Here is a 21,301-nt window from a genome sequence, read left to right as displayed (position 1 = left end):
GGGCCGCATGAGCGTAAACCATATTCCTGTGCAGTTTAGCGATCGCCGACGTCGTGCTATTGACCGTTTCACGCGGCGCCTCGTCACGTGTTGCGGAGCGGCCATTCTGCTACTGATGATGCTGTTGTTCTTTTGGTTGCTTTGGGTGGTCCTGCCGTTATTCAGCGCGCCGGGCGTGCAAAGCGTCAGCAGCCAACGTCTGTGGGATTCGGCACCGGCTCTGGCGATAGGCAATCTGGGCGACGTAGGCTGGCGCATCAGCCGCGATGGAAAGGCGCGCTTTATTCCGCTAAACGGACAACCGGCAGCCCCGGCATTAGGGCTTTCGCCCGTGCCGGAGCAGATCGTAACCAGCGCAGACGACAAGACGTTGCTGCTTAATGCCCAGGGCAGTTTAACCCTGCTGCAACCGGTGATAAGCCAGGGCGAAGGCGAATGGCATTTCCCATTGGGCGATAAGGTGTTTCGCCTGCCACAGGGTGGAATAAAAAAGATGGCGCTGGCCACGATTACCCCTGACCAGTGGCGCATCGCCGCCTCTGGTGAGTCCGGAGTAAACCTACTGACGCTGGGCACCAACCAGCAGGCGTCGCTGATTACGCTGCCGGCCCAGCAACCTCAGCATCTGTTACTGTCGCCCAAAGGCGACCTGCTGTATACCACCGAAGGTAACCTGCTGCAGGTCTGGCAAATTGATGACGGGCGAGCCTGGCTGCGCGAAACGCAGACGCTGGCTCAGCCGCCCCGGCAGTTGCTGTTACTGGCTGGCGGGCAAAGCCTGCTGATCCAGGATGACAGCGGCATTTCTCAGTGGTTCTCCATAGCGGGTCAACACGGCCTGCGCTTACACCGCATCCGGACCTTTGAGCACAGCGCCGGACAGGCCACGATGATCGGTGAGCCACAGCGACGGGTGTTTGCCACGGTTGATCAGACCGGCATGCTGAAGGTGTTTGCCAGCAAACAGAACGGGCCTATCCTGCAACGGCAGCTGGCCGCTGGTATTCTTCAGGCCCAATTCTCCCCCCGTGGTGACAGCCTGCTGCTGGAGCGGCAGTCAGGCTGGGAAACGCTGAAGCTGACGAATCCCTGGCCGGATGTGACCTGGCGTAATTTCTGGCAAAAAATCTGGTATGAAAACTATCCCAAGGCCGACTGGGTCTGGCAATCCACCAATGCCGGAGACAGCTACCAGGCGAAATTCAGCCTGATCCCAATGGTCGTGGGCACGCTTAAAGCGGCCAGTATGGCTCTGCTGTTTGCCACGCCGCTGGCGCTGGCCGCCGCGATGTATACCGCGTGGTTTATGGCACCGGGCCTGCGTCGTTGGGTTAAGCCCGCCATTGAGATGATGGGGGCGCTGCCCAGCGTGGTGATCGGACTGATCGCCGGATTATGGTTAGCGCCGCACGTAGGCCAGGCGTTAGTGGGCGTGCTGCTGCTGCCCGTGACGCTTGCCGGCAGCCTGCTCGGCTGTGGCGTAGTGAGCCGTCGCCTGCCTGAGCGCTGGCGCCAGCCAGGACGAGAGGTGTTGTTGCTTCTGCCTGTGCTGCTGAGTGTCACTCTGCTGACGTTAGGGTTGCCGACCCTGATCGTACCCGATGCCGGCGACTGGCTACCGCATTACGCGCAACGTAACCTGTTGGTGGCGGCGCTGGCGATGGGGTTTGCGCTGGTACCGTTAATTTTTACCCTGGCTGAGGATGCCCTGTTTAGCGTGCCCGCTTCGCTGGGACAAGGATCGCTGGCGCTGGGTGCCACGCCCTGGCAAACCCTGACGCGAGTTGTGCTGCCGGGCGCGTCGGCGGGGATTTTTGCCGCCTTGATGATTGGCTTTGGCAGGGCGGTCGGCGAAACCATGATTTTATTAATGGCGACGGGTAATACGCCGCAAAGTGAAGGCGGCTTGTTCAGCGGCCTGCGTACGCTTTCCGCCAACATCGCGATCGAGATGCCTGAAGCGGCCGTGGGCAGCGCCCATTACCGAATTTTGTTCCTGAGTGCGTTTTTATTGCTGATATTTACGTTAATGATTAATACCCTGGCAGAACTCATCCGGCAGCGCCTGCGTCATCGCTTTAGTCAGTACAAGGAGCAGGCATGACGGTGATGCGACAAAACGACCGCTGGCGCTGGTTAACGGCCGGGGCCGTGACGGTGTGCCTGTTGGCGTTTACCTTATTGATAGGATTGCTGGGATGGCAGGGGCTGCGTACCTTTTGGCCTCATAAGGTTGAGCTCTATACCTTTACGCAGCCTGACGGCAGTCACACCCGGCTGCTGGGTGAAACCCTTGAGCGGCAGTCACAGTATCCGGCCCCGGCTGGCAATGCAGATGACCCGCACGCGACGCTGCATCGCTATTTGATTAAAACCGGCAACCGTGACTGGGCCGCACCGGATTTTCGTATTGCGCTCAGCAAGAATACACCGGCAGTCAGCCAGCCTGAGGCCATCATGGTGTTACAGCGCCGCAGTCACGGCAATGCTTACGGCTGGCTTGTGGGCCTGCGCGAAGACAATGAAGCGCTGACGGCCAAAAACATCAATGCACTTTTACAGCAGCGCCTTGAACAGGTGCAGATCCTGGTACGACAGTCCAACGAAATCCGTCGTGTTGATATGGCCCGGCTGAATCAGCAACTGGATCAGCTAGACGATCAGGCTGAACAGCAGCGTGAGGCAAAGCAGTTTGATTTGCAGGCGCAGTCAGAATATGACGCCAATCAGGCTGCACTTGAGCGTCGGCTTATTCAGCTCAATGACAGGCTGAACAATCTGCAAGAGGAAAGTCAGCGTGACGCCTTAATTCTGCGTGACGTTAACGGTATCGAGCACAGTATCCCGCTGTCGCAGATCGTGGCGGCCTGGCAACCCAATGCCATGACGTTGACAGAAAAAACAGGGCACTTTTTCCACCAACTGTGGCGCTTCGTCAGTGATTCGCCTGCCGAGGGCGAAAGCGATTTTGGCGTTTTCCCCGCCATCTTCGGCACGGTTCTGATGGTGCTGCTGATGTCCGTGGTTGTCATGCCGTTGGGGGTGATTGCAGCCGTCTGGCTGCATGAATATGCCGGACGCAATGCCTTGACCCGACTGGTACGCATCGCGGTGGTGAACCTGGCGGGCGTACCATCCATTGTCTATGGTGTGTTCGGACTGGGCTTCTTTGTCTGGCTGGTGGGCGGTTCGGTCGATCGGCTGTTCTACAGCAGCGCGCTGCCGAATCCCACCTTCGGCACGCCGGGCTTGCTCTGGGCATCGCTCACGTTGGCCCTGCTGACCCTGCCGGTGGTGATCGTGGCAACGGAAGAGGGCTTATCCCGCATACCGAACAGCCTGAGACAGGGATCGCTGGCGCTCGGGGCGACGCAGGCCGAAACCTTATGGAACGTGGTGCTGCCGATGGCGGTTCCGGCGATGTTAACCGGGCTGATTCTGGCGGTAGCGCGCGCCGCGGGCGAAACCGCGCCATTGATGCTGGTCGGCGTGGTAAAAATGGTACCGGAATTGCCGGTTGATGCGGTGTTTCCCTATCTGCACCTCGACAGAAAATTTATGCATCTGGGCTTTCAGATTTATGATTTAGCCTTTCAAAGCCCCAATACCGAAGCCGACCGGCCGCTGGTGTTTGCCACGGCGCTGCTGCTGGTGCTCATTATTCTGTTGCTGAACCTGCTAGCCATGGGCCTGCGTCACCGTCTGCGTGAACGCTATCGCCTGATGACTCAATAACTGACGATGACTACAATGCCCGAAACTGATATTGCGCTAACCGTTGATCACCTTTCGCTCTGGTATGGTGAGCGCCAGGTGCTTCAGGATGTCTCGCTGCAGCTACCCAAAAACCGTATTACCGCCCTGATTGGGCCGTCCGGCTGCGGCAAATCAACGTTGCTGCGCTGCTTTAATCGTATGAATGACGTGATCGATAACTGCCGCATCGACGGCGAGATTCTTCTGGAGCAGCAGTCGATCATGCGGCCTGCCCAGGATGTCTCTGCGCTGCGTCGCCGGGTCGGTATGGTTTTCCAGCGGCCCAATCCTTTTCCGAAGTCGGTCTACGAAAACGTGGTGTACGGATTGCGCTTGCAGGGCGTGCGCGACAAGCGGGTACTGAATGAGGCCTGTGAACGCGCACTCCGTGCGGCGGCGTTATGGGGAGAAGTGAAAGATCAGCTGGCACAGAATGCCCTGACGCTCTCCACGGGGCAGCAGCAGAGGCTGGTTATCGCCCGCGCCATTGCGATTGAGCCGGACGTGCTGTTACTGGATGAGCCGACGTCGGCGCTGGACCCGATTTCAACGCTGGTGATCGAAGAACTGATGAGCACCCTGAAACAGCACTTCACGCTGGTGCTGGTCACCCATAACATGCAGCAGGCCTCACGTGTGTCGGATTACACGGCCTTTATGCATCAGGGATCGCTGGTGGAGTTCGACACAACAGACAGGATTTTCACGACGCCGAAGGTGCGCCGGACGGAAGATTACATCACCGGGCGCTATGGCTGAAAAGGGCAGGGAGCCAGGCTCCCTGCCTGTTACTCGTGGGCGTAGCCCTGAAGCGGTAACGGCTTACCATCCAGCCAGGCCTTTCCCTCACGCATGGCCAGGCGGCCTTCAACAAACCAGTTAATTACCAGCGGATAGATGGCATGTTCCTGATGTTGTACGCGCTCGGTAATGTCCGCTTCGCTGTCTTCGGCAAAAACGGGCACCTTGGCCTGCAGAATCACCGGACCACCGTCCAGTTCATCCGTTACGAAATGCACTGACGTGCCATGCTCCGCATCGCCATTTTCCAGGGCCTGGCGGTGAGTATGCAGTCCGGGATATTTGGGCAGAAGCGACGGGTGAATATTCAGCAGTCGGTCGTGATAATGCGCCACAAAACCCGGGCTTAAAATGCGCATATATCCTGCCAGCACCACAACATCCGGCGCACAGGCGTCGATCTCACGCATAAGCTGGCGATCAAAACTTTCACGGTCGCTAAAGTCACGGGCGTCCAGGGCAATAGCCGGAATGCCTGCCCGCTCTGCGCGGACTAAGCCATAGGCGGAGGCTTTATTACTGAACACGGCAGCGACGCTGCCGTGAATACGCCCGTTTGCACAGGCGTCAAGGATGGACTGAAGATTACTTCCGTTGCCGGAGATCAGCACAACCAGCTTTTTCATGACGTGATGACCACACGCTCTTCCGCTTCTGATGCCTTAATCACGCCGATTTTCCAGGCATTTTCACCGGCGGCGCGCATTAGTTCAACGGCTTTATCCGCGTCGGCAGGGCTCAGGGCAATCAGCATACCCACGCCACAGTTGAACGTACGGTACATTTCGTGACGGCTGACGTTACCGGCCTGCTGCATCCAGCTAAACACAGCCGGCCATTCCCAGCTTTTTTCGTCAATCACGGCCTGGGTGTTATCGGGCAGCACGCGTGGAATGTTTTCCCAGAAGCCGCCGCCGGTGAGATGCGCGATAGCGTGCACATCGACCTGTTCGATCAGGCTCAGAATGTTTTTGACATAAATGCGGGTAGGTTCCAGCAAATGATCGGCCAGCGGTTTGCCTTCGAGCTGCTCAACCTGCGGATCGGTCCCACTGACTTCCAGAATTTTGCGCACCAGAGAATAACCATTGGAGTGCGGGCCGCTGGAGCCTAATGCGATCAGGACATCGCCGTCCTGCACTTTGCTGCCGTCAATGATTTCTGATTTCTCAACGACGCCAACGCAGAAGCCGGCCACGTCGTAGTCTTCGCCATGATACATGCCCGGCATTTCGGCCGTTTCGCCGCCCACCAGTGCACAGCCTGACTGCAGGCAACCCTCGGCGATACCGGTGATGACCGCCGACGCGGTATCCACATCCAGTTTGCCAGTGGCGTAGTAATCCAGGAAGAAGAGCGGTTCAGCGCCTTGTACCACCAGATCGTTGACACACATCGCGACCAGATCAATGCCGATGGCATCGTGGCGCTTAAGATCCATCGCCAGACGCAGTTTAGTACCTACGCCGTCGGTGCCGGAGACCAGCACGGGTTCACGGTATTTTTGCGGCAGCGCACAAAGCGCACCGAAGCCGCCTAGTCCACCCATGACTTCCGGGCGACGCGTCTTTTTCACTACGCCTTTAATACGGTCAACCAGAGCGTTACCAGCATCAATATCAACACCGGCGTCTTTGTAACTGAGAGAGGTCTTGTCGGTCACTGCGAGGTCCCCACGCGAGTTGCGGTTGGTGGTTTAATATAAAGCGCGGCAATTCTACCAGCGCAGGCAAACGTTTGCGAGTCTCAGATTGCGTCCCCGGCGATTTTCATCAATCCTTACTTTGCCATGACAAAATGCCTCTGATTGCGCAAGCACATGTGGCACTGCGGCGAAAAGGCGGTATAATCCCGCGATTTTTTTTTAGCTCAACTCACTCCGGGAGAACAACAATGAAGATCGTGGAAGTCAAACACCCGCTGGTCAAACATAAACTGGGACTGATGCGTGAGCATGATATCAGTACAAAGCGTTTCCGCGAGCTGGCCTCTGAAGTCGGCAGTCTGCTGACGTATGAAGCGACCGCCGATCTGGAAACCGAAAAGGTCACCATTGAGGGCTGGAATGGCCCGGTTCAGGTTGATCAAATCAAAGGTAAAAAAATCACCGTCGTGCCTATTCTGCGTGCCGGTCTGGGCATGATGGAAGGCGTACTGGAGCACGTACCCAGCGCGCGCATCAGCGTTGTTGGCGTCTACCGTGATGAAGAAACGCTGGAGCCGGTGCCTTACTTCCAGAAACTGGTTTCGAATATCGAAGAGCGCCTGGCACTGGTGGTTGACCCCATGCTGGCCACGGGCGGCTCAATGATTGCCACGATAGACCTGTTAAAGAAAGCGGGCTGCAGCAGTATCAAAGTGCTGGTGCTGGTTGCGGCACCTGAAGGGATTGCCGCGCTGGAAAAAGCGCATCCGGATGTGGAGCTTTACACCGCTTCTGTGGATCAGGGGCTTAACGACAAGGGTTATATCATCCCAGGCCTGGGTGATGCCGGTGATAAAATCTTCGGCACCAAGTAATGATGAAAATCCGCGGCGCCATGCATCACGCTGTTTTCAGCCTGCAGCAGCAGGCCGAGCCGCTTTTTTCTGTTGTAACACATAAAGAAATGAACCAGCCGACCAGAGAGTCGGCTTTTTTTTGCCTGAAAACAGACCACTCACTCAAGGGGACTTTTAATGACTCGTCGCGCTATCGGCGTTAGCGAACGGCCGCCATTACTGCAAACGATTCCGCTCAGCCTGCAGCATCTGTTCGCCATGTTTGGCGCCACCGTGTTAGTGCCAATTCTGTTCCACATCAATCCGGCGACGGTATTGCTGTTTAACGGTATCGGCACGCTGCTGTACCTGTTTATTTGTAAGGGAAAAATCCCCGCCTATCTGGGTTCCAGCTTTGCCTTTATTTCACCCGTGTTGCTCCTGCTGCCGCTGGGTTATGAAGTGGCGCTGGGCGGTTTTATTCTGTGTGGCGTGTTGTTCTGCCTTGTCGCGCTGATCGTTAAAAAAGCCGGAACAGGCTGGCTGGACGTGATGTTTCCGCCAGCAGCAATGGGGGCCATCGTTGCCGTCATTGGTCTGGAACTGGCTGGCGTGGCCGCGAATATGGCGGGGCTGCTTCCAGCCGAAGGCCAGTCGCCAAACGGCACAACCGTGTTGATTTCGCTGGTGACCCTGGCGGTTACCGTTTTTGGATCGGTTTTGTTCCGTGGATTTATGGCGATCATTCCTATCCTGATCGGTGTGCTGGCCGGTTACGCGCTTTCCGCCTTCATGGGCATCGTTGACTGGAGCGGCGTTGAACAGGCGCACTGGTTTGCCTTACCGACGTTTTATACGCCGCGCTTTGAATGGATTGCCATGTTGACCATTCTGCCCGCCGCTCTGGTGGTCATTGCCGAGCATGTGGGCCACCTGGTCGTGACGGCGAATATCGTTAAAAGAGATCTGGTGCGCGATCCCGGACTGCATCGTTCCATGTTCGCCAATGGCTTATCGACGGTCATTTCCGGGTTTTTTGGATCAACCCCGAACACGACATACGGCGAAAACATTGGCGTCATGGCGATTACCCGCGTTTACAGTACCTGGGTGATTGGCGGCGCGGCCATTTTCGCGATTTTACTCTCCTGCGTCGGCAAACTGGCGGCCGCTATTCAGGCGATTCCGGTGCCGGTGATGGGCGGCGTATCCCTGCTGCTGTATGGCGTTATCGGCGCGTCAGGTATCCGTGTCCTGATTGAGTCCAAAGTGGATTACAACAAAGCGCAAAACCTGATTCTGACCTCCGTTATCCTGATTATTGGCGTCAGCGGGGCGAAAGTGCATATCGGGGCTGCCGAGCTGAAAGGTATGGCGCTGGCCACGCTGGTCGGCGTTGCGCTGGCCTTAATTTTTCGCGTCATTTCCCTCCTGCGTCCTGAAGAAGTGATTCTGGATGCGGAAGACAACCGCGAGTCGTAATCCCACCGTCAGCGGTCAAAAGTCGGGCAGGGATGCCCGATTCATCTCTGGCCGAAAACTATGATAGACTTGCCCCGATTTTTGCTTGTTCTCTTGCTGAGGTGCTTCTGAACACGCCGGCACAATTGTCATTGCCACTCTATTTACCTGACGACGAAACCTTCGCCAGCTTCTGGCCGGGTGAAAACCCCTCGCTTATTGCCGCGATTAAGGGTGCGCTTAGCCAGCAACATGGCAGCTATCTTTATTTCTGGTCTCGTGAAGGGGGCGGTCGCAGCCATCTGCTGCATGCCGCCTGCGCTGAAATGTCTGCACGCGGCGAAGCCGTGGGCTATGTGCCGCTCGATAAACGCACCTGGTTTGTCCCGGACGTGCTGGAAGGGATGGAGCAACTGCCGCTGGTTTGCATCGATAATATTCAGTGCATTGCGGGAGAAGAGGCCTGGGAAATGGCGATTTTCGATCTTTATAATCGCATTCTGGAAACCGGCAATACCCGGTTGTTTATTACCGGCGATCGTCCTCCTCGTCAGCTCAATCTGCATCTGCCCGATCTGGCATCGCGCCTCGACTGGGGGCAGATTTATCGTCTACAGCCGCTCTCCGATGAGGATAAACTGCAGGCTTTACAGCTGCGCGCCGGACTGCGGGGATTTGAACTGCCTGAAGACGTCGGGCGCTTTTTGCTAAAGCGCCTTGACCGAGAAATGCGCACGCTGTTTGATACGTTGGATCGTCTCGACAGCGCATCCATTAGCGCCCAGCGTAAGCTGACGATTCCTTTCGTAAAAGAAACCCTTGGCCTCTAAAGGATTTCCAGTACCGCTTCTGGCGGACGTCCCAGGCGGGCGCGGGCGCCGTTGATCACAATCGGTCGCTCAATCAGTTTGGGATTTTCCAGCAGCGCGTCCAGCAACGCGCTTTCCCCGATGTCAGGCCGATCCAGCCCCAGCGCCGCATAAAGCGGATCCTTACGACGCATTAACTCACGGGCACTTTGCATACCCAGCTTTTGCAGCAGGATCTGTAACGTCTGGCGATCCGGCGGCGTGTCCAGATAGTGCACGATCTCCGGGGCGATGCCGCGCTCTGCTAGCAGCGCCAGGGTTTCCCGGCTCTTGCTGCAGCGCGGATTATGATAAAAGGTCACCATACTGTTTATCCTCGTTGATACTGCTTAAAGCGTTGCTGGAGCTGGCGTAGCTGGTCGATGCGGGCATCGTAACGGGCCTGTTTCAGGCTGCCGAGCGGCACCAGTGAACTGGCCCGGCTTAGGGCGCTAATGGCCTGATCCAGCTGGCCACTCAGCGCCAGACTTTCGGCGCGGGCAAAGAGCTCCTCATCTGTCAGCCCCTGCTGCGCGGAAGCCTGGGCCAGCAGATCCCATCCGTTGGTATCGTCTTTATGGGTCCAGGTATAGCGGTTGAGAATGCGGCTGGCGTTCGCCGGCTGTTTCGCTTCCACATAGGCATTAGCGAGGTTCAACTGGACGACCGGGCTGGTTTTTGAGGCCTGGGTCGCGGTCAGCATCGCTATCGCCTGCTGCGGCTGATTCAGGCCGATATCAATGTCAGTCATCAGGTCCAGCAGCCAGACATTTTCAGGTTGTTTCGCCAGTAACGGTGCCACGATCCTTTTCGCCTCACCAAAGCTTTTAGCCTGCAGGAACTGCACAGCTTTACCGTACTGCGAGGCCAGCTGTTCGCGGGAATTACCGTTAGCATATTGCGTAAGCAGTTCGTCCGTTAACTGGTTACGGCCAGTCGAATACATGCCTAAGGACCGCACTTTGGCCAGATAAAAGTCTTGAGACGACTGCACCACCACCGGACGCATCTGGTTCGCACGGTTGCGCGCATCGGCAAGACGGCTGTCAGGCAGGGGATGGGTTAACAGGATTTCCGGAGGCTTCGAAGAAAAGCGGCTCTGATCGGCCAGTTTTTGCAGGAAGTTGGGCATGGCTTGCGGGTCAAAACCGGCGCGCTGTAACACCTGAATACCGATGCGATCGGCTTCCTGTTCATTATTTTGGGTAAAGCTGATAATCCCCTGTTGGGTGCCGGCCAGCGTACCGGTCAATGCGGCCATGCCCATTTGTGGGCTGGCCATCGCCAGTAAAATTGAACCCAGCGCGCCCACCCAGGTGAGCGGTGCATTACGTTTTTGATCTTCCATTGCCCGCGCCAGATGGCGCTGCGTGACGTGGGAGATTTCATGGGCCATGACTGAGGCCAGCTGGCTTTCGTTATCCGTAAAACGGAACAGGGCCGCATGCAACACCACGTTGCCACCAAAGAAGGCGAAGGCGTTGAGCTCATCGTTCTGAATCAGGAAAAAGTGGAAGGGCGTTTTAACGGCGTCCGCATGCGAAACCAGCCGCTGCCCAAGTTGGTTGATGTACTGATTCAGCAAAGGATCGTTAATCAGCGGAGCACTGGCGCGGAGCTGGCGGACGTAGAAGTCGCCCATCTGGAGCTCCTGATTAATCGACAGGGTCGATCCTGCCGTGGTCCCCATATCCGGCAGCGAATCACTGATATCCGCACGGGCGGTCAACGGGCCGGATAACATCAGTGCAGGGAGTAGCGCAGCAAGCAGCGTCTTTTTAAACCGGTTCAACATGCCTTAATCCTGTAATGAATCCCTGATTTTGACAGGTAAGCAGCGGAAATGTTCTGTTTTTTCATCAACAGCGCTACGGTCTTCGTATCTTAACCACAGCCAGGGAAGAATGAAATGGCGTTATGGCAGCCGGGATCGACGCATTGCCCCTTCCGGGCTTATCGGGTGCTTGCTAAACCCAACCGCCCTGTATCAGCAGTCAGAAAAAGGCATTCGTCGTGCTGCCAGCGCATTGACGACGTGGTGAACCGCTGTCACCGCAATGTCATCTTCCCGTGATGTTGATGTCACACAACCCCGTTAGGTTAAGCGCCAATGAGATCGATCTCATTATCGATTAACCGGGGGGGAAATGAGTGATTTAATCAGCGTGGCGGTTCTGGCCGGCGTTTCGCGAGCAACCGCGGCGCGTGCCTTTTCCGATCCCCATCTGCTTAAGCCCGGCACGCTGAAAAAAGTGCTGGAGGCCTCGGAGCTGCTGGGGTTCAGACCTAACCACATTGCGCGCCAGCTCCGTACGCAAAGCTCAACGACGCTGGGCGTTTTGCTGCCTTCGCTCAGTAACCCGGTGTTTGCCTTGCAGCTTCAGGCTATGGAGCAACAGGCGCGTCTGGCGGGCTATGGCCTGCTGGTGGCCACGACCGATTATCAGCCAGAGCGTGAAGCCGCCATGATTGAACATATGCTGCGCCAGCGCGTCGCGGGTATGGTGCTGACCGTCTCCGACGCGGACAGCAGCACCGTATTAGCCCCGCTGGCAGAGGCGCGAATGCCCTTTGTTCTGGCGCATAACGTGCCGCAACAGCAAAACTGGCGCTGTGTCTATGTCGATAACCGCCGCGCAATGGCCGAAGCCACGGCGCACCTTATTGCGCTGGGTCATCAGCATATCGTGATGGCGGCGGGACCGATGCTGCAGTCGGATCGTGCCCGTCAGCGTTATCTTGGCTATTGCGATGCGATGCAGCAGGCAGGATTTGTCCCGAGGGCGCTAATTGATATGCCCAGCCATACCCAATCCAGATTCGAGCCCCTTTTACCGCTGATCAACAGCCCGGACCCACTGACCGCCGTCATCTGCAGTAACGATCTCCTGGCGATCAGCCTGCTGGGCGCGGCCGCCCGTGCCGGCATTCAGGTCCCGCACCAGCTGTCGGTCATGGGGTTTGACGGCATTGCTATAGGCGAACAGCTTTCACCCTCGCTGGCCAGCGTGGTACAGCCCAGCGATCGGTTAGGTGCCTGTGCCATCGATATGCTTCTTCAACCCTCTCATGATGACTCGTGCCTGCTGGACCACTGGTTGCGTTCAGGCGAGAGCATCGCTGCAGTCTTTCATTCGTCAACATCAGGGAACCATCATGTCTACACACAATAAAATCACAGTGCTTGCCAGGGCGGCGCTCTTCACCGCCTGTGCATTTTCCAGCCAGCTGGTGCAGGCTGCTGAGAATGCTATCTGCTACAACTGTCCACCTGAATGGGCAGACTGGGCGACCGAGCTTCAGGCCATCAAAAAAGATACCGGCATTGTGGTGCCGCAGGACAACAAGAACTCCGGGCAGGCGCTGGCTCAACTGGTCGCCGAGAAAGATAATCCCGTTGCCGACGTGGTGTATTACGGCGTCAGCTTTGGTATCCAGGCGGCTCAGGCAGGCGTGATTGCTGACTATAAGCCGGCCAACTGGGATCAGGTGCCGGCAGGCATGAAAGATCCGGAAGGGAAATGGGTTGCGCTGCATTCCGGCACGATGGGCTTTATGGTCAACGTAGATGCGCTGGGCGGTGCACCCATTCCAACATCCTGGGACGATCTGCTGAAGCCAGAATACAAAGGGATGGTGGGCTATCTCGATCCGGCCAGTGCGTTTGTGGGTTACGTGGCCGCCGTGGCGGTGAATCAGGCCAAAGGCGGCAGTATGCAGGACTTCACTCCCGCGCTGACCTGGTTTAAAAAGTTGCAGGCGAACAAGCCTGTCGTGCCGAAACAGACGGCCTATGCCCGGGTGATCTCCGGCGAGATCCCCATTCTGCTGGATTACGACTTCAACGCTTATCGCGCCAAATATAAAGATCATGCCAATGTGGTGTTCGTGATCCCGCAGGAAGGGACGGTCACGGTGCCTTATGTCATCAGCCTGGTGAAAAACGCCCCGCACGCCGCTAACGGCAAAAAAGTCATGGACTACGTGCTGTCGGATAAAGGCCAGGCCATCTGGGCCAATGCCTATCTGCGCCCGGTACGGCCTTCAGCCATGTCTGCCGAGGCCAAAAAGCGCTTCCTGCCAGACAGTGATTACGCGCGCGCGCATACCGTGGACTATCAGCAGATGGCCGATGCACAGAAAGCCTTCTCTGCCCGCTATCTGAGTGAGATTCGGTAATGGCAGCGTCTGACGCCCGCAGCGATTTACCGGTGGCAACGCGCCACCGGTCACGCCGACGCGAGCAGGGGGCAAACTGGCCATGGATGCTGCTGCCAGCCTTACTGTTTTTTGCCGCGTTCTGGCTGTTACCTTTTGCCCGATTATTACAGATGGGCATGACGCCGGATCGCAGCACACATCACAGTGGCTACTGGACGGTAATTACCCAGCCGCAGTATCTGCAAAGCCTGGTGAATACCGTGCTGCTGTCGCTGACGGTAACGCTACTGACGTTGGTCATCGCCACCGTCGTAGGGTGCTTCCTCGCTCGCCAGCGTTTCACCGGACGCGGCACTCTGCTGGCACTGCTGACCTTTCCTCTGGCGTTTCCCGGCGTGGTGGTGGGGTTTTTAGTGGTGATGCTGGCAGGACGACAGGGCGTGCTGGCGCAGATCAGCCTGCGCCTGTTTGATGAGCGCTGGACGCTGGCCTACTCACTCACCGGGCTGTTTATTGGTTATCTCTACTTTTCGCTGCCGCGCGCCATTGTGACATTGGTGGCCGCGAGTGAAAAACTGGATCGCTCGCTGGAAGAAGCCGCCCGTTCGTTAGGCGCCAGCCAGTGGCGCATTATCTGGGATGTGATTGTGCCGGGACTTAAACCGGCACTGCTCTCCAGCGGTGCGCTGTGTTTTGCCACCAGTATGGGCGCATTTGGCACCGCGTTTACCCTCGGAACTGACCTGAGTGTGCTGCCGCTGACCATTTATGGCGAATTCACCAACTACGCTAACTTCGCCACGGCGGCGGCGTTATCGGTGGTCATGGGCGCTGTCGCCTGGGCTGGCTTAATGCTGGCGCGCGTACTCACCCAGTCAAAACAGGAGCCGTCATCATGAAGCGCCGTGGGCTGTTTTACCTGCAGGTCGCGATCACCACACTGACTGTACTGTTCATGATTGTGCCGGTGATCCTGTCTATGCTGGCGGGCGTGACGCAGAACTATTTTGTTGGCCTGCGCAGCGGACTGACGCTGAAATGGGTGGCGCAGGTTTGGGAGATGTACAGCGACACCTTTTGGCTGTCGTTGCTCATTGCCGTCAGCTGCTTGATCGTCAACGTGGCGATCGGCGTACCGGCCGCCTGGGGCTTACTGAAATCGCCCTCTCGCTGGGCATCGCGCATTGAAGAGTGCCTGATGTTGCCGGTGGCGCTTCCGGGCCTGGCCACCGCACTGGGCATTATCCTGCTGTATGGCCAGTTCAGCAGCCTGCGTGACAGCTGGGTGTTTATCCTGATTGGTCACGTCCTTTTTACGCTGCCGTTTATGATCCGCCCGGTACTGGCGGTGATGCAGGCGATACAGCTGCCCCGACTGGAGGAGGCTGCCGCCAGCCTCGGGGCCGGCTTCTGGCGTCGCTTTTTCACCGTGGTGGTTCCCAACTGCCGCAACGGCATTCTCGCCGGGGCCTTTATGGTAATTACGTTATCGGTAGGCGAATTTAATATCACCTGGATGTTGCATACGCCACTGACCAAAACCCTGCCAGTGGGCCTGGCCGATAGCTACGCCTCGATGCGGCTGGAAGTCGGTTCTGCTTATACCCTGATCTTTATTTTAATGATTCTACCGCTGCTGTTGATGCTCAACGCCTGTAATCACTGGCTTGAACGCCAGTCTCGCCAACAACCAAGGGAGGAAAAAGCATGATTGTTGATGCGGTTAACGTCACGCTACGCGGCTGTGCGCGTCGCTTTCATCACCATCAGGCGCTGCACCCACTGGATCTTAGCGTACGCGCAGGGGAAACCCTGGTTCTGCTGGGCCCGTCCGGCTGTGGCAAAACGACAACGTTGCGCATTATCAGCGGGCTGGAGAGCACTGACGCGCCGGGTGAAGTCTGGTTTGACGATCGCAACGTGACCGACCTGCCTATTGAGAAGCGTAACGTAGGAATGGTGTTTCAAAACTACGCCCTGTTTCCCACGCTTAACGTGGCGCAGAACGTAGCCTATGGGCTGAAAGTGCAGGGCATTCCGCGCCACGAGCGTGAGGCCCGGGTCAACGAGATGCTGGAACTGGTCGATCTCACGTCACTGGCACATCGTCATATCGACAAGCTCTCCGGCGGGCAGAAACAGCGCGTGGCGCTGGCAAGAGCGCTGGCGGCACGGCCTAAAGTGCTGCTGTTTGACGAACCGCTGGCGGCGCTGGATGCCAAACTGCGTGAGCGTCTGCGTCTGGAAATCGGGGGCCTGTTAAAAAAGCTGGCTATCACCGCTGTGTATGTCACTCACGATCAGCAGGAAGCTATGGCGCTTGGCGATCGTATCGCCGTCATGGAGCAGGGGCGCCTGGTGCAGATCGATACGCCGCAGGCCATCTATCAGCGTCCGGCCTCGCGTTTTGTGGCGGATTTCGTTGGCGCGATTAACTGCATCGCACGTGACGATCAAGGCCATCCGGTGCGTTTTTGTCGACCAGAGGATGTGCTGCTGGCAGACGAAGGCCGCTATGCGCAGCACGGCTGCATTGTTGCCAGCACCTTTCTCGGCGCGTCTCAACGCCTGATGATTGATATCGGGCTGGACAAGCCGATTCAGGTTGAACGTCACGCACGGGAAACCTGGCACGCCGGGCAGCGAGTGAGCTGGTCGCTGGCTGAGCAGGCCGCACTCGAATTTACCCTTTAAGGAGTCAACGTTTGTCCGTTAAACCTGTGCTGATTGCTCAAATCAGCGACTTGCATATTAAAGCGCACGGTCGTCTGTCGTATAAAAAAGTCGATACGTATAATGCCCTGTTACGGGCGATCGCAACCCTGAATGGCCTGACGCCCCGGCCCGATGCGGTGGTCATAACCGGCGACCTGGTGGATTTTGGTACGGCAGAAGAGTATCAGACGCTGCGGCAGGCGCTGGCCACCCTGGCGTTGCCGTTTTACCTGATGGCGGGAAATCATGACGATCGCCAGGCGCTACGGGCGGCGTTTCCCGATCATCCCTATTTGCAACAGGGCCCGACGCTCAACTGGCAACGGGAGGTTAAGGGGGTTCAGCTACTGGCGCTCGATTCCAGCGTGCCGCAGCAGCCGTGGGGCGAGCTTGATGAACAGCAGCTTGACTGGCTGGATGCCGCACTGACCGCGTCACCGGACAGCCCCGCGCTGGTGATGCTGCATCACCCGCCCTTTGTCTGCGGTATCGATCATATGGATCGCCAGCGTTTACGCGCCCCTGATGCGCTGGCGGCGATCGTCAGTCGTCATCCGCAGGTCGAACGTGTGCTGTGTGGCCATGTACACCGCGCGATTCAGACCCGCTTTGCCGGTACGCTGGCCTGCATTGCCCCCGGCGTATCTCATCAGGTTGCGCTGGATCTGCAACCGGATGGCCCGGCAAACTTCATGCTGGAACCGGCAGGATTTTTACTGCATCGCTGGCATCCGCAGCAGGGAATGACCACGCATCAGTGTGCGATTGGAGACTATGATGGCCCCTGGCCCTTTTATGATCAAAACGGGTTAATCGATTAAAAGCCATACGGGCTGACTTTTTGGTTAATGCCGCGCTTAAACCTGCTCAAATTGTCCTACAGCGTGTAAACTTACACGCTGTAGGACCGCAATCACGATAAAAACAACAGAGTCAGGCACAGCAAAATGAATCTTTGCACTGTGGCGTTCCCGCCATGCTCATAAATTTCCGTCCCCGGGCGGACTTACGCACGCTTATTGCGCTGCTGGTTATTGCCAGCATAGTCATCACGCTTGCCAATAATTTATATGCAACCTGGCGTGTGCAACGCATGGTGCTGATCGACAGCACCCTGGAAGCCAACCGCGCTTACGCTGCCAAACTGGCCTCCACCAGCGAAGTCTTTTTCCGGCTGGCGCAGTCCCAGTTGCACTTCAGTGCTAATTTACTGGGAAAAGATTTCAATAATGAGGCACTGCTCAAAGCGGAAGTGAACCGTCTACGTGAGCAGACCGACAGTTTTAACTCGGTCGCCGTGGTGGATGAAACGGGTACGGTGCGCGCAATATCTCCCGAATCGCTGACCTTAACCGGGATGCATCTGACCAGCGATGCGGCCCGCGAAGCGCTGCAGACCCGGCAACCGCTGATTAGCAGACCGACACTCTCTGCCGCCAATAACCTGCTGATTTTTGTCTCATGGCCCATCTGGAATAACCAGGGACGCTATCTGGGCTATATTGGCGGGACGATTTACCTGAAAAAGAAAAGTATTCTGAATGCGCTGCTGGGTGAACAGTTTTATCGCGACGGCACCAGCGTATTTGTTCTCGACGGCGATAATCAGGTGCTGTATCACCAGAACCGCCAGATGGTGGGCAAAACCATGTCGCCACTGATGAGCGATCGGGAACGTCAGGAAAAAGATAACGGCTCGCTGGTCTTAACTGAGCCCGACAAACCGACCCGGCTGGCCGGCTACGCCATCGTCCCCACGACGGGCTGGATGGTGGTGGCGTTGAAACCTGTTGACGTCACGCTGCAACCGCTGTCGGGGTTGCTCCTGAAAGTCCTGAAGCATTCAGTGCCCTTTGCCTTACTGACCTTGCTGGTGGCGGTCATTCTGGCACGGATGATTGCCATGCCGCTCTGGCAACTGGCCCGCAAGGCCAGCAAGATTGATGCCTCAAGCGCCACCTACGAAATTGGCGGCATTCGGGCATGGTACTTTGAGGCCGCCCAGGTTAAACGGGCGCTGTTAACCGGTATTGGGCTGGTACAGGACAAAATTGGTCGGCTGAGTTCGGAAGCGCAGACCGATTCGCTAACGCTGTTACTCAACCGCCGCGGGCTTAACGCGGTACTCGATTACTACCAGACGATGCGCCAGCCTTTTGCCGTGCTCGCCCTGGATATCGATCATTTCAAAAGCGTCAATGACAACTGGGGACACGACGTCGGCGATCGGGTGATTCGGCAGGTGGCGCAGACGCTACGACAGAGCGCCCGGCAGTCGGATGTGGTCTGCCGTAACGGTGGTGAAGAGTTTTTAATGCTGTTGCCTAACACGCCTCTGAAAGAGGCTGAGGCGACGGCCGAGCGCATTCGCATCAGCATCGCGGATAACGCTATCGAGGCGGTCGGCCATATCACGATTTCCATCGGCGTAGCTGAGTGGGATGCCCGGCGGCCGCCGCTGGAAAGCAGCCTGAAGCGGGCTGACGATGCCCTGTATCAGGCTAAGAACAGCGGTCGCAACTGCACCGTGGTTGCCAAACGCGTAAAAGCCTCTTGATCAAGACTGTGCGCTAACGGTTTCTGGCCCGCCCGGCAATCCGGGCGAGCCATCAGGAATTGATATGCTCGCGGCAGTAGCGTCGCTTCCAGCTGGCAGGTGTTAAGCCTGTATGCTTACGGAATATCTGACGGAAATAGCCCACATCATTGAACCCACACTGACGCGCTACCTCGGTTAAGGGCAGCTTATCGCCGATCAGCAGCTTTTCTGCCATTAATACGCGCTGCCGGTGAAGGGCTTCCGTCAGCGTCAGGCGAAACACGCGCCGGTAAACACGTCCCAGATAATCGGCATTGCAATGCAGCGTTTTCGCCAGCGTGGAGGTTGAAAGCGCCAGGTGATACTGCGTGCGAATAAGCTGATTGGCTTTCCAGGCCAGGTCAACGCCGGGGCTGTCGACAACATCCTCGTGCAGCGCCGGAGCCGCGAGCTGCTGCAGTATAAGCAGTAAAATACATTCCAGCGCGACGCTGCGGTGAATGTTTTCCTGCTCGCTGAGGAACTGCCGGAACAGGGCGATGATATAGGCCGGATCGCCAACGCGCGTATGCTGGGGAAGGTGGAGCAGTGCCTGGTGTAAGCCATGCTGCTCAGGCTGTTTCTGCCAGTCAAAATGCAGCCAGTAAAATTTCAGATCGGCCGGAAAAATCCCTTCTCCCACATGCAAATGCCCTGGCCTCAGCAGCAGGCTTTCGCCCGCCTGCACGCTGAACAGCTCGCCATCCTCCCGAATCGTTAACTGCCCGCGTTCAACGAAAATGATCTCCCAGGAGGTCAGCCTGCGTGCAGGATGGGTTCCCACGCCGCGCGAAATAAACAGCCCGCCATTTTGCACCTGTATCGGAAACGTTATGGATAATTCGAACATCGTTATTCATTTTCCCGCTGCTACAGAGGTAATTGATGTCTTTCTCTCTGATTATTAACTAAAAAAAAGACATGTACCTGATCCAGTTCACACTTTGCTTCACAGGTCGGAATTACCCCGTTTTTATACTTTTTTGTGCTCTTGTTGGTGAACGGATTCCTGACAAAATAAATCGGGTTAAGCGCTAAAACACCAATAAGCCCGGCATAAAGCGGGCAATCCTCTCTGTCCTGCATGAGGCATTTTAAATGACTTCTACGACTATCGCTCAGGCCGATCTTAGCCCGTCGGCTACGCAGAGTGCGCTGTCCCTGCGAGAGAAAATAGGTTACGGCTTGGGTGACGCCGGCGGCACGGTGATCACCTGCCTGATCACCAACTTCCTGACGTTTTTCTACACCGATGTGTTTGGCTTAACGCCCGCGCTGGTCGGCACCCTGTTTATGGTGCTGCGCGTGTTTGACGCGGTCTCCGATCCGGTGATGGGCGTCATTGCCGACAGAACCCATAGCCGTTGGGGGCGCTTCCGCCCGTGGCAGCTCTGGGTGGCAGTTCCCCTTGGCCTCATTGGTGCGCTGACGTTCACCGTGCCCGCCGTCAGCATGGACATGAAAATTGTTTGGGCGTTTGCCACCTATCTGCTGCTCTCTGTCAGCTATACCGCCATCAACGTGCCCTATTGCGCGCTGATCAACACCATGACCACCCGCCACACAGAAGTGCTGGCCTGCCAGTCATGGCGCTTTGTATTGTGCGGGGTGGCCGGGTTTCTGGTTTCGGTAGGGCTGCCGTGGCTGGTCGCGGTGTTGGGTAAGGGGAATGCGGCCCTGGGCTATCAGTCTGGCGTCGGTATCCTGTGCGCTCTGGCGGTCGTGATGTTCCTGTGTTGCTTCTTTTGGGTCCGCGAGCGCGTACCGCTGGACAGCCTGGGCAAATTTACCCTGCGTGAGCATCTGGCCGGGCTACGCAAAAACGATCAGCTGTTGCTGATGCTGGTGATGTCTTTTTTGCTGATTAACGTGTTTAACATTCGCGGCGGCGGCTACATGTACTTCATTACCTATGTGTTACAGGGCAGCACGGCTTTCACGTCGCTGTTTTTTACCATGGTGACGTTAGCCTCCATTGTGGGATCGGTGATCGTGAACCCGCTTTCCAGGCGCATTGACACCGTCCGGCTGTATTACTGGACCAACCTTGTGCTGGCCGCACTTGCAGTCATGATGTGGTTCCTGCCGGTCGGGCCGTCATGGCAGATATTGTGGCTGGTGGTGATCCTCAGTAATGGCATCATCCTTGGGTTCACTTTGCCGCTGCATTTTGCCCTGATGGCCTTTGCTGATGACTACGGCGAATGGAAAAACGGTGTCCGCTCGTCGGGCATGAATTTCGCGTTTAACCTGTTCTTTATCAAGCTTGCCTGGGCCTCCAGCGCCGTCATTATCAGCCTGCTGTTTGTCATCGTGGCTTATAAGCCGGGGATCGGCAATCAGACGGCTGCCTCCCTGCACGGTATTACCGCCACGGAAACCCTGTTACCGGCGCTGTTCCACCTGTTGCTGGCATTCACCATCCGCGCCTGCAAGCTCACTAACCCGATGATGGCGCAGATCGCCCACGACCTGCGTATTCGCCATGTTCCGTCTTGAG

General features: G+C 57.0%; 21 protein-coding genes. 16 read left to right on the top strand and 5 right to left on the bottom strand.

Annotation, left to right across the window (positions count from 1 at the left end; all coding sequences use genetic code 11):
* Window positions 1-7: 7 nt before the first annotated feature.
* From EL29_RS12380 to pstB, 3 genes are read left to right on the top strand one after another with little or no spacing between them, the layout of a single operon-like run.
* Window positions 8-2,104 carry an ABC transporter permease subunit gene (locus tag EL29_RS12380; protein WP_028715455.1) on the top strand — a complete coding sequence of 699 codons (2,097 nt, stop codon included), beginning with the start codon at window positions 8-10 and terminating at the stop codon, window positions 2,102-2,104.
* Window positions 2,101-3,735 carry a phosphate ABC transporter permease PstA gene (gene pstA, locus EL29_RS12375; RefSeq protein ID WP_028715454.1) on the top strand — a complete coding sequence of 545 codons (1,635 nt, stop codon included), beginning with the start codon at window positions 2,101-2,103 and terminating at the stop codon, window positions 3,733-3,735. The genes EL29_RS12380 and pstA overlap by 4 nt, the downstream gene beginning before the upstream one ends.
* 6 nt (window positions 3,736-3,741) lie before the next feature.
* A complete protein-coding gene (gene pstB / locus EL29_RS12370; RefSeq protein ID WP_028715453.1) occupies window positions 3,742-4,515 on the top strand; it encodes a phosphate ABC transporter ATP-binding protein PstB in 774 nt (257 codons plus the stop codon).
* A gap of 29 nt (window positions 4,516-4,544) precedes the next feature.
* Here the strand turns inward: pstB and purN are convergent, their stop codons facing one another.
* Both purN and purM read right to left on the bottom strand, forming a co-directional pair.
* Window positions 4,545-5,183: a phosphoribosylglycinamide formyltransferase gene (gene purN / locus EL29_RS12365; protein WP_013026704.1), complete on the bottom strand. Its 639-nt coding sequence runs from the start codon at window positions 5,181-5,183 to the stop codon at window positions 4,545-4,547.
* A complete protein-coding gene (gene purM, locus EL29_RS12360) occupies window positions 5,180-6,220 on the bottom strand; it encodes a phosphoribosylformylglycinamidine cyclo-ligase (protein ID WP_013026703.1) in 1,041 nt (346 codons plus the stop codon). Before purM ends, purN begins: the two co-directional genes overlap by 4 nt.
* Before the next feature lie 230 nt (window positions 6,221-6,450).
* Between purM and upp the strand changes: the two genes are divergently transcribed.
* Genes upp through hda form a run of 4 tightly spaced genes read left to right on the top strand, consistent with a single transcriptional unit; the run spans window position 6,451 to window position 9,329 of the window.
* Window positions 6,451-7,077, top strand: coding sequence for a uracil phosphoribosyltransferase (gene upp, locus EL29_RS12355; protein WP_013026702.1), 627 nt, complete (start codon window positions 6,451-6,453; stop codon window positions 7,075-7,077).
* Window positions 7,077-7,262: a hypothetical protein gene (locus tag EL29_RS12350; protein ID WP_019106067.1), complete on the top strand. Its 186-nt coding sequence runs from the start codon at window positions 7,077-7,079 to the stop codon at window positions 7,260-7,262. Before upp ends, EL29_RS12350 begins: the two co-directional genes overlap by 1 nt.
* Window positions 7,237-8,520, top strand: a complete 1,284-nt coding sequence (uraA, locus tag EL29_RS12345; RefSeq protein WP_013026701.1) for a uracil permease — start codon at window positions 7,237-7,239, stop codon at window positions 8,518-8,520. The genes EL29_RS12350 and uraA overlap by 26 nt, the downstream gene beginning before the upstream one ends.
* Before the next feature lie 32 nt (window positions 8,521-8,552).
* Entirely contained in the window at window positions 8,553-9,329 is a 777-nt protein-coding gene (gene hda, locus EL29_RS12340; protein ID WP_014594292.1) for a DnaA inactivator Hda, read from the top strand.
* On the opposite strand, the gene arsC is transcribed toward hda, so the two are convergent.
* Both arsC and bepA read right to left on the bottom strand, forming a co-directional pair.
* Window positions 9,326-9,673, bottom strand: coding sequence for an arsenate reductase (glutaredoxin) (gene arsC / locus EL29_RS12335; protein ID WP_028715452.1), 348 nt, complete (start codon window positions 9,671-9,673; stop codon window positions 9,326-9,328). The two genes, hda and arsC, sit on opposite strands and share 4 nt — an antisense overlap.
* A 5-nt stretch (window positions 9,674-9,678) precedes the next feature.
* Window positions 9,679-11,142 (bottom strand): beta-barrel assembly-enhancing protease, encoded by a 1,464-nt coding sequence (gene bepA / locus EL29_RS12330; RefSeq protein ID WP_014594290.1) that lies wholly within the window; start codon window positions 11,140-11,142, stop codon window positions 9,679-9,681.
* A gap of 109 nt (window positions 11,143-11,251) precedes the next feature.
* Here bepA and EL29_RS12325 point away from each other — a divergent pair, with 109 nt between their 5' ends.
* From EL29_RS12325 to EL29_RS12290, 8 genes are all read left to right on the top strand, one after another.
* Complete coding sequence (locus EL29_RS12325; protein WP_155270044.1) at window positions 11,252-11,389, top strand: hypothetical protein; 138 nt, start codon at window positions 11,252-11,254, stop codon at window positions 11,387-11,389.
* Window positions 11,390-11,494: 105 nt separating this feature from the next.
* Window positions 11,495-12,520 carry a substrate-binding domain-containing protein gene (locus EL29_RS12320; RefSeq protein WP_028715451.1) on the top strand — a complete coding sequence of 342 codons (1,026 nt, stop codon included), beginning with the start codon at window positions 11,495-11,497 and terminating at the stop codon, window positions 12,518-12,520.
* Window positions 12,504-13,526, top strand: coding sequence for an ABC transporter substrate-binding protein (locus EL29_RS12315; RefSeq protein WP_014605289.1), 1,023 nt, complete (start codon window positions 12,504-12,506; stop codon window positions 13,524-13,526). The genes EL29_RS12320 and EL29_RS12315 overlap by 17 nt, the downstream gene beginning before the upstream one ends.
* Window positions 13,526-14,407: an ABC transporter permease gene (locus EL29_RS12310; RefSeq protein ID WP_013026695.1), complete on the top strand. Its 882-nt coding sequence runs from the start codon at window positions 13,526-13,528 to the stop codon at window positions 14,405-14,407. Before EL29_RS12315 ends, EL29_RS12310 begins: the two co-directional genes overlap by 1 nt.
* The gene (locus EL29_RS12305; protein WP_028715450.1) at window positions 14,404-15,219 is read left to right on the top strand and encodes an ABC transporter permease; all 816 of its coding nucleotides are present in this window, start codon (window positions 14,404-14,406) and stop codon (window positions 15,217-15,219) included. Before EL29_RS12310 ends, EL29_RS12305 begins: the two co-directional genes overlap by 4 nt.
* Window positions 15,216-16,202 carry an ABC transporter ATP-binding protein gene (locus EL29_RS12300; protein ID WP_019106065.1) on the top strand — a complete coding sequence of 329 codons (987 nt, stop codon included), beginning with the start codon at window positions 15,216-15,218 and terminating at the stop codon, window positions 16,200-16,202. Before EL29_RS12305 ends, EL29_RS12300 begins: the two co-directional genes overlap by 4 nt.
* A gap of 11 nt (window positions 16,203-16,213) precedes the next feature.
* Window positions 16,214-17,044: a phosphodiesterase gene (locus EL29_RS12295; RefSeq protein WP_028715449.1), complete on the top strand. Its 831-nt coding sequence runs from the start codon at window positions 16,214-16,216 to the stop codon at window positions 17,042-17,044.
* Window positions 17,045-17,199: 155 nt separating this feature from the next.
* Window positions 17,200-18,780 (top strand): sensor domain-containing diguanylate cyclase, encoded by a 1,581-nt coding sequence (locus EL29_RS12290; protein ID WP_014594286.1) that lies wholly within the window; start codon window positions 17,200-17,202, stop codon window positions 18,778-18,780.
* A gap of 52 nt (window positions 18,781-18,832) precedes the next feature.
* Here EL29_RS12290 and EL29_RS12285 read toward each other — a convergent pair whose 3' ends face one another.
* Window positions 18,833-19,651: a helix-turn-helix domain-containing protein gene (locus tag EL29_RS12285; RefSeq protein WP_013026690.1), complete on the bottom strand. Its 819-nt coding sequence runs from the start codon at window positions 19,649-19,651 to the stop codon at window positions 18,833-18,835.
* 248 nt (window positions 19,652-19,899) lie between these two features.
* On the opposite strand from EL29_RS12285, the gene EL29_RS12280 reads away from it, so the two are divergent.
* Window positions 19,900-21,300, top strand: coding sequence for an MFS transporter (locus EL29_RS12280; RefSeq protein WP_028715448.1), 1,401 nt, complete (start codon window positions 19,900-19,902; stop codon window positions 21,298-21,300).
* Window position 21,301 lies beyond the last annotated feature (1 nt).

This window comes from Pantoea ananatis LMG 2665, assembly GCF_000710035.2.
Classification (GTDB): Bacteria; Pseudomonadota; Gammaproteobacteria; order Enterobacterales; family Enterobacteriaceae; genus Pantoea; species Pantoea ananatis.
This window is presented reverse-complemented; position numbering and strand designations above follow the sequence as displayed.

What these genes read in the sequence shown, in the direction of transcription:
- pstA (WP_028715454.1), top strand. Translation starts at nt 2,101, where the DNA reads ATGACGGTGATGCGACAAAACGACCGCTGGCGCTGGTTAACGGCCGGG.
- EL29_RS12285 (WP_013026690.1), bottom strand. Translation starts at nt 19,651, where the DNA reads ATGTTCGAATTATCCATAACGTTTCCGATACAGGTGCAAAATGGCGGG.
- arsC (WP_028715452.1), bottom strand. Translation starts at nt 9,673, where the DNA reads ATGGTGACCTTTTATCATAATCCGCGCTGCAGCAAGAGCCGGGAAACC.
- purN (WP_013026704.1), bottom strand. Translation starts at nt 5,183, where the DNA reads ATGAAAAAGCTGGTTGTGCTGATCTCCGGCAACGGAAGTAATCTTCAG.
- bepA (WP_014594290.1), bottom strand. Translation starts at nt 11,142, where the DNA reads ATGTTGAACCGGTTTAAAAAGACGCTGCTTGCTGCGCTACTCCCTGCA.
- EL29_RS12350 (WP_019106067.1), top strand. Translation starts at nt 7,077, where the DNA reads ATGATGAAAATCCGCGGCGCCATGCATCACGCTGTTTTCAGCCTGCAG.
- uraA (WP_013026701.1), top strand. Translation starts at nt 7,237, where the DNA reads ATGACTCGTCGCGCTATCGGCGTTAGCGAACGGCCGCCATTACTGCAA.
- EL29_RS12320 (WP_028715451.1), top strand. Translation starts at nt 11,495, where the DNA reads ATGAGTGATTTAATCAGCGTGGCGGTTCTGGCCGGCGTTTCGCGAGCA.
- upp (WP_013026702.1), top strand. Translation starts at nt 6,451, where the DNA reads ATGAAGATCGTGGAAGTCAAACACCCGCTGGTCAAACATAAACTGGGA.
- EL29_RS12280 (WP_028715448.1), top strand. Translation starts at nt 19,900, where the DNA reads ATGACTTCTACGACTATCGCTCAGGCCGATCTTAGCCCGTCGGCTACG.
- EL29_RS12300 (WP_019106065.1), top strand. Translation starts at nt 15,216, where the DNA reads ATGATTGTTGATGCGGTTAACGTCACGCTACGCGGCTGTGCGCGTCGC.
- EL29_RS12290 (WP_014594286.1), top strand. Translation starts at nt 17,200, where the DNA reads ATGCTCATAAATTTCCGTCCCCGGGCGGACTTACGCACGCTTATTGCG.
- EL29_RS12305 (WP_028715450.1), top strand. Translation starts at nt 14,404, where the DNA reads ATGAAGCGCCGTGGGCTGTTTTACCTGCAGGTCGCGATCACCACACTG.
- EL29_RS12315 (WP_014605289.1), top strand. Translation starts at nt 12,504, where the DNA reads ATGTCTACACACAATAAAATCACAGTGCTTGCCAGGGCGGCGCTCTTC.
- hda (WP_014594292.1), top strand. Translation starts at nt 8,553, where the DNA reads ATGCCCGATTCATCTCTGGCCGAAAACTATGATAGACTTGCCCCGATT.
- EL29_RS12380 (WP_028715455.1), top strand. Translation starts at nt 8, where the DNA reads ATGAGCGTAAACCATATTCCTGTGCAGTTTAGCGATCGCCGACGTCGT.
- EL29_RS12310 (WP_013026695.1), top strand. Translation starts at nt 13,526, where the DNA reads ATGGCAGCGTCTGACGCCCGCAGCGATTTACCGGTGGCAACGCGCCAC.
- pstB (WP_028715453.1), top strand. Translation starts at nt 3,742, where the DNA reads ATGACTACAATGCCCGAAACTGATATTGCGCTAACCGTTGATCACCTT.
- EL29_RS12325 (WP_155270044.1), top strand. Translation starts at nt 11,252, where the DNA reads ATGAAATGGCGTTATGGCAGCCGGGATCGACGCATTGCCCCTTCCGGG.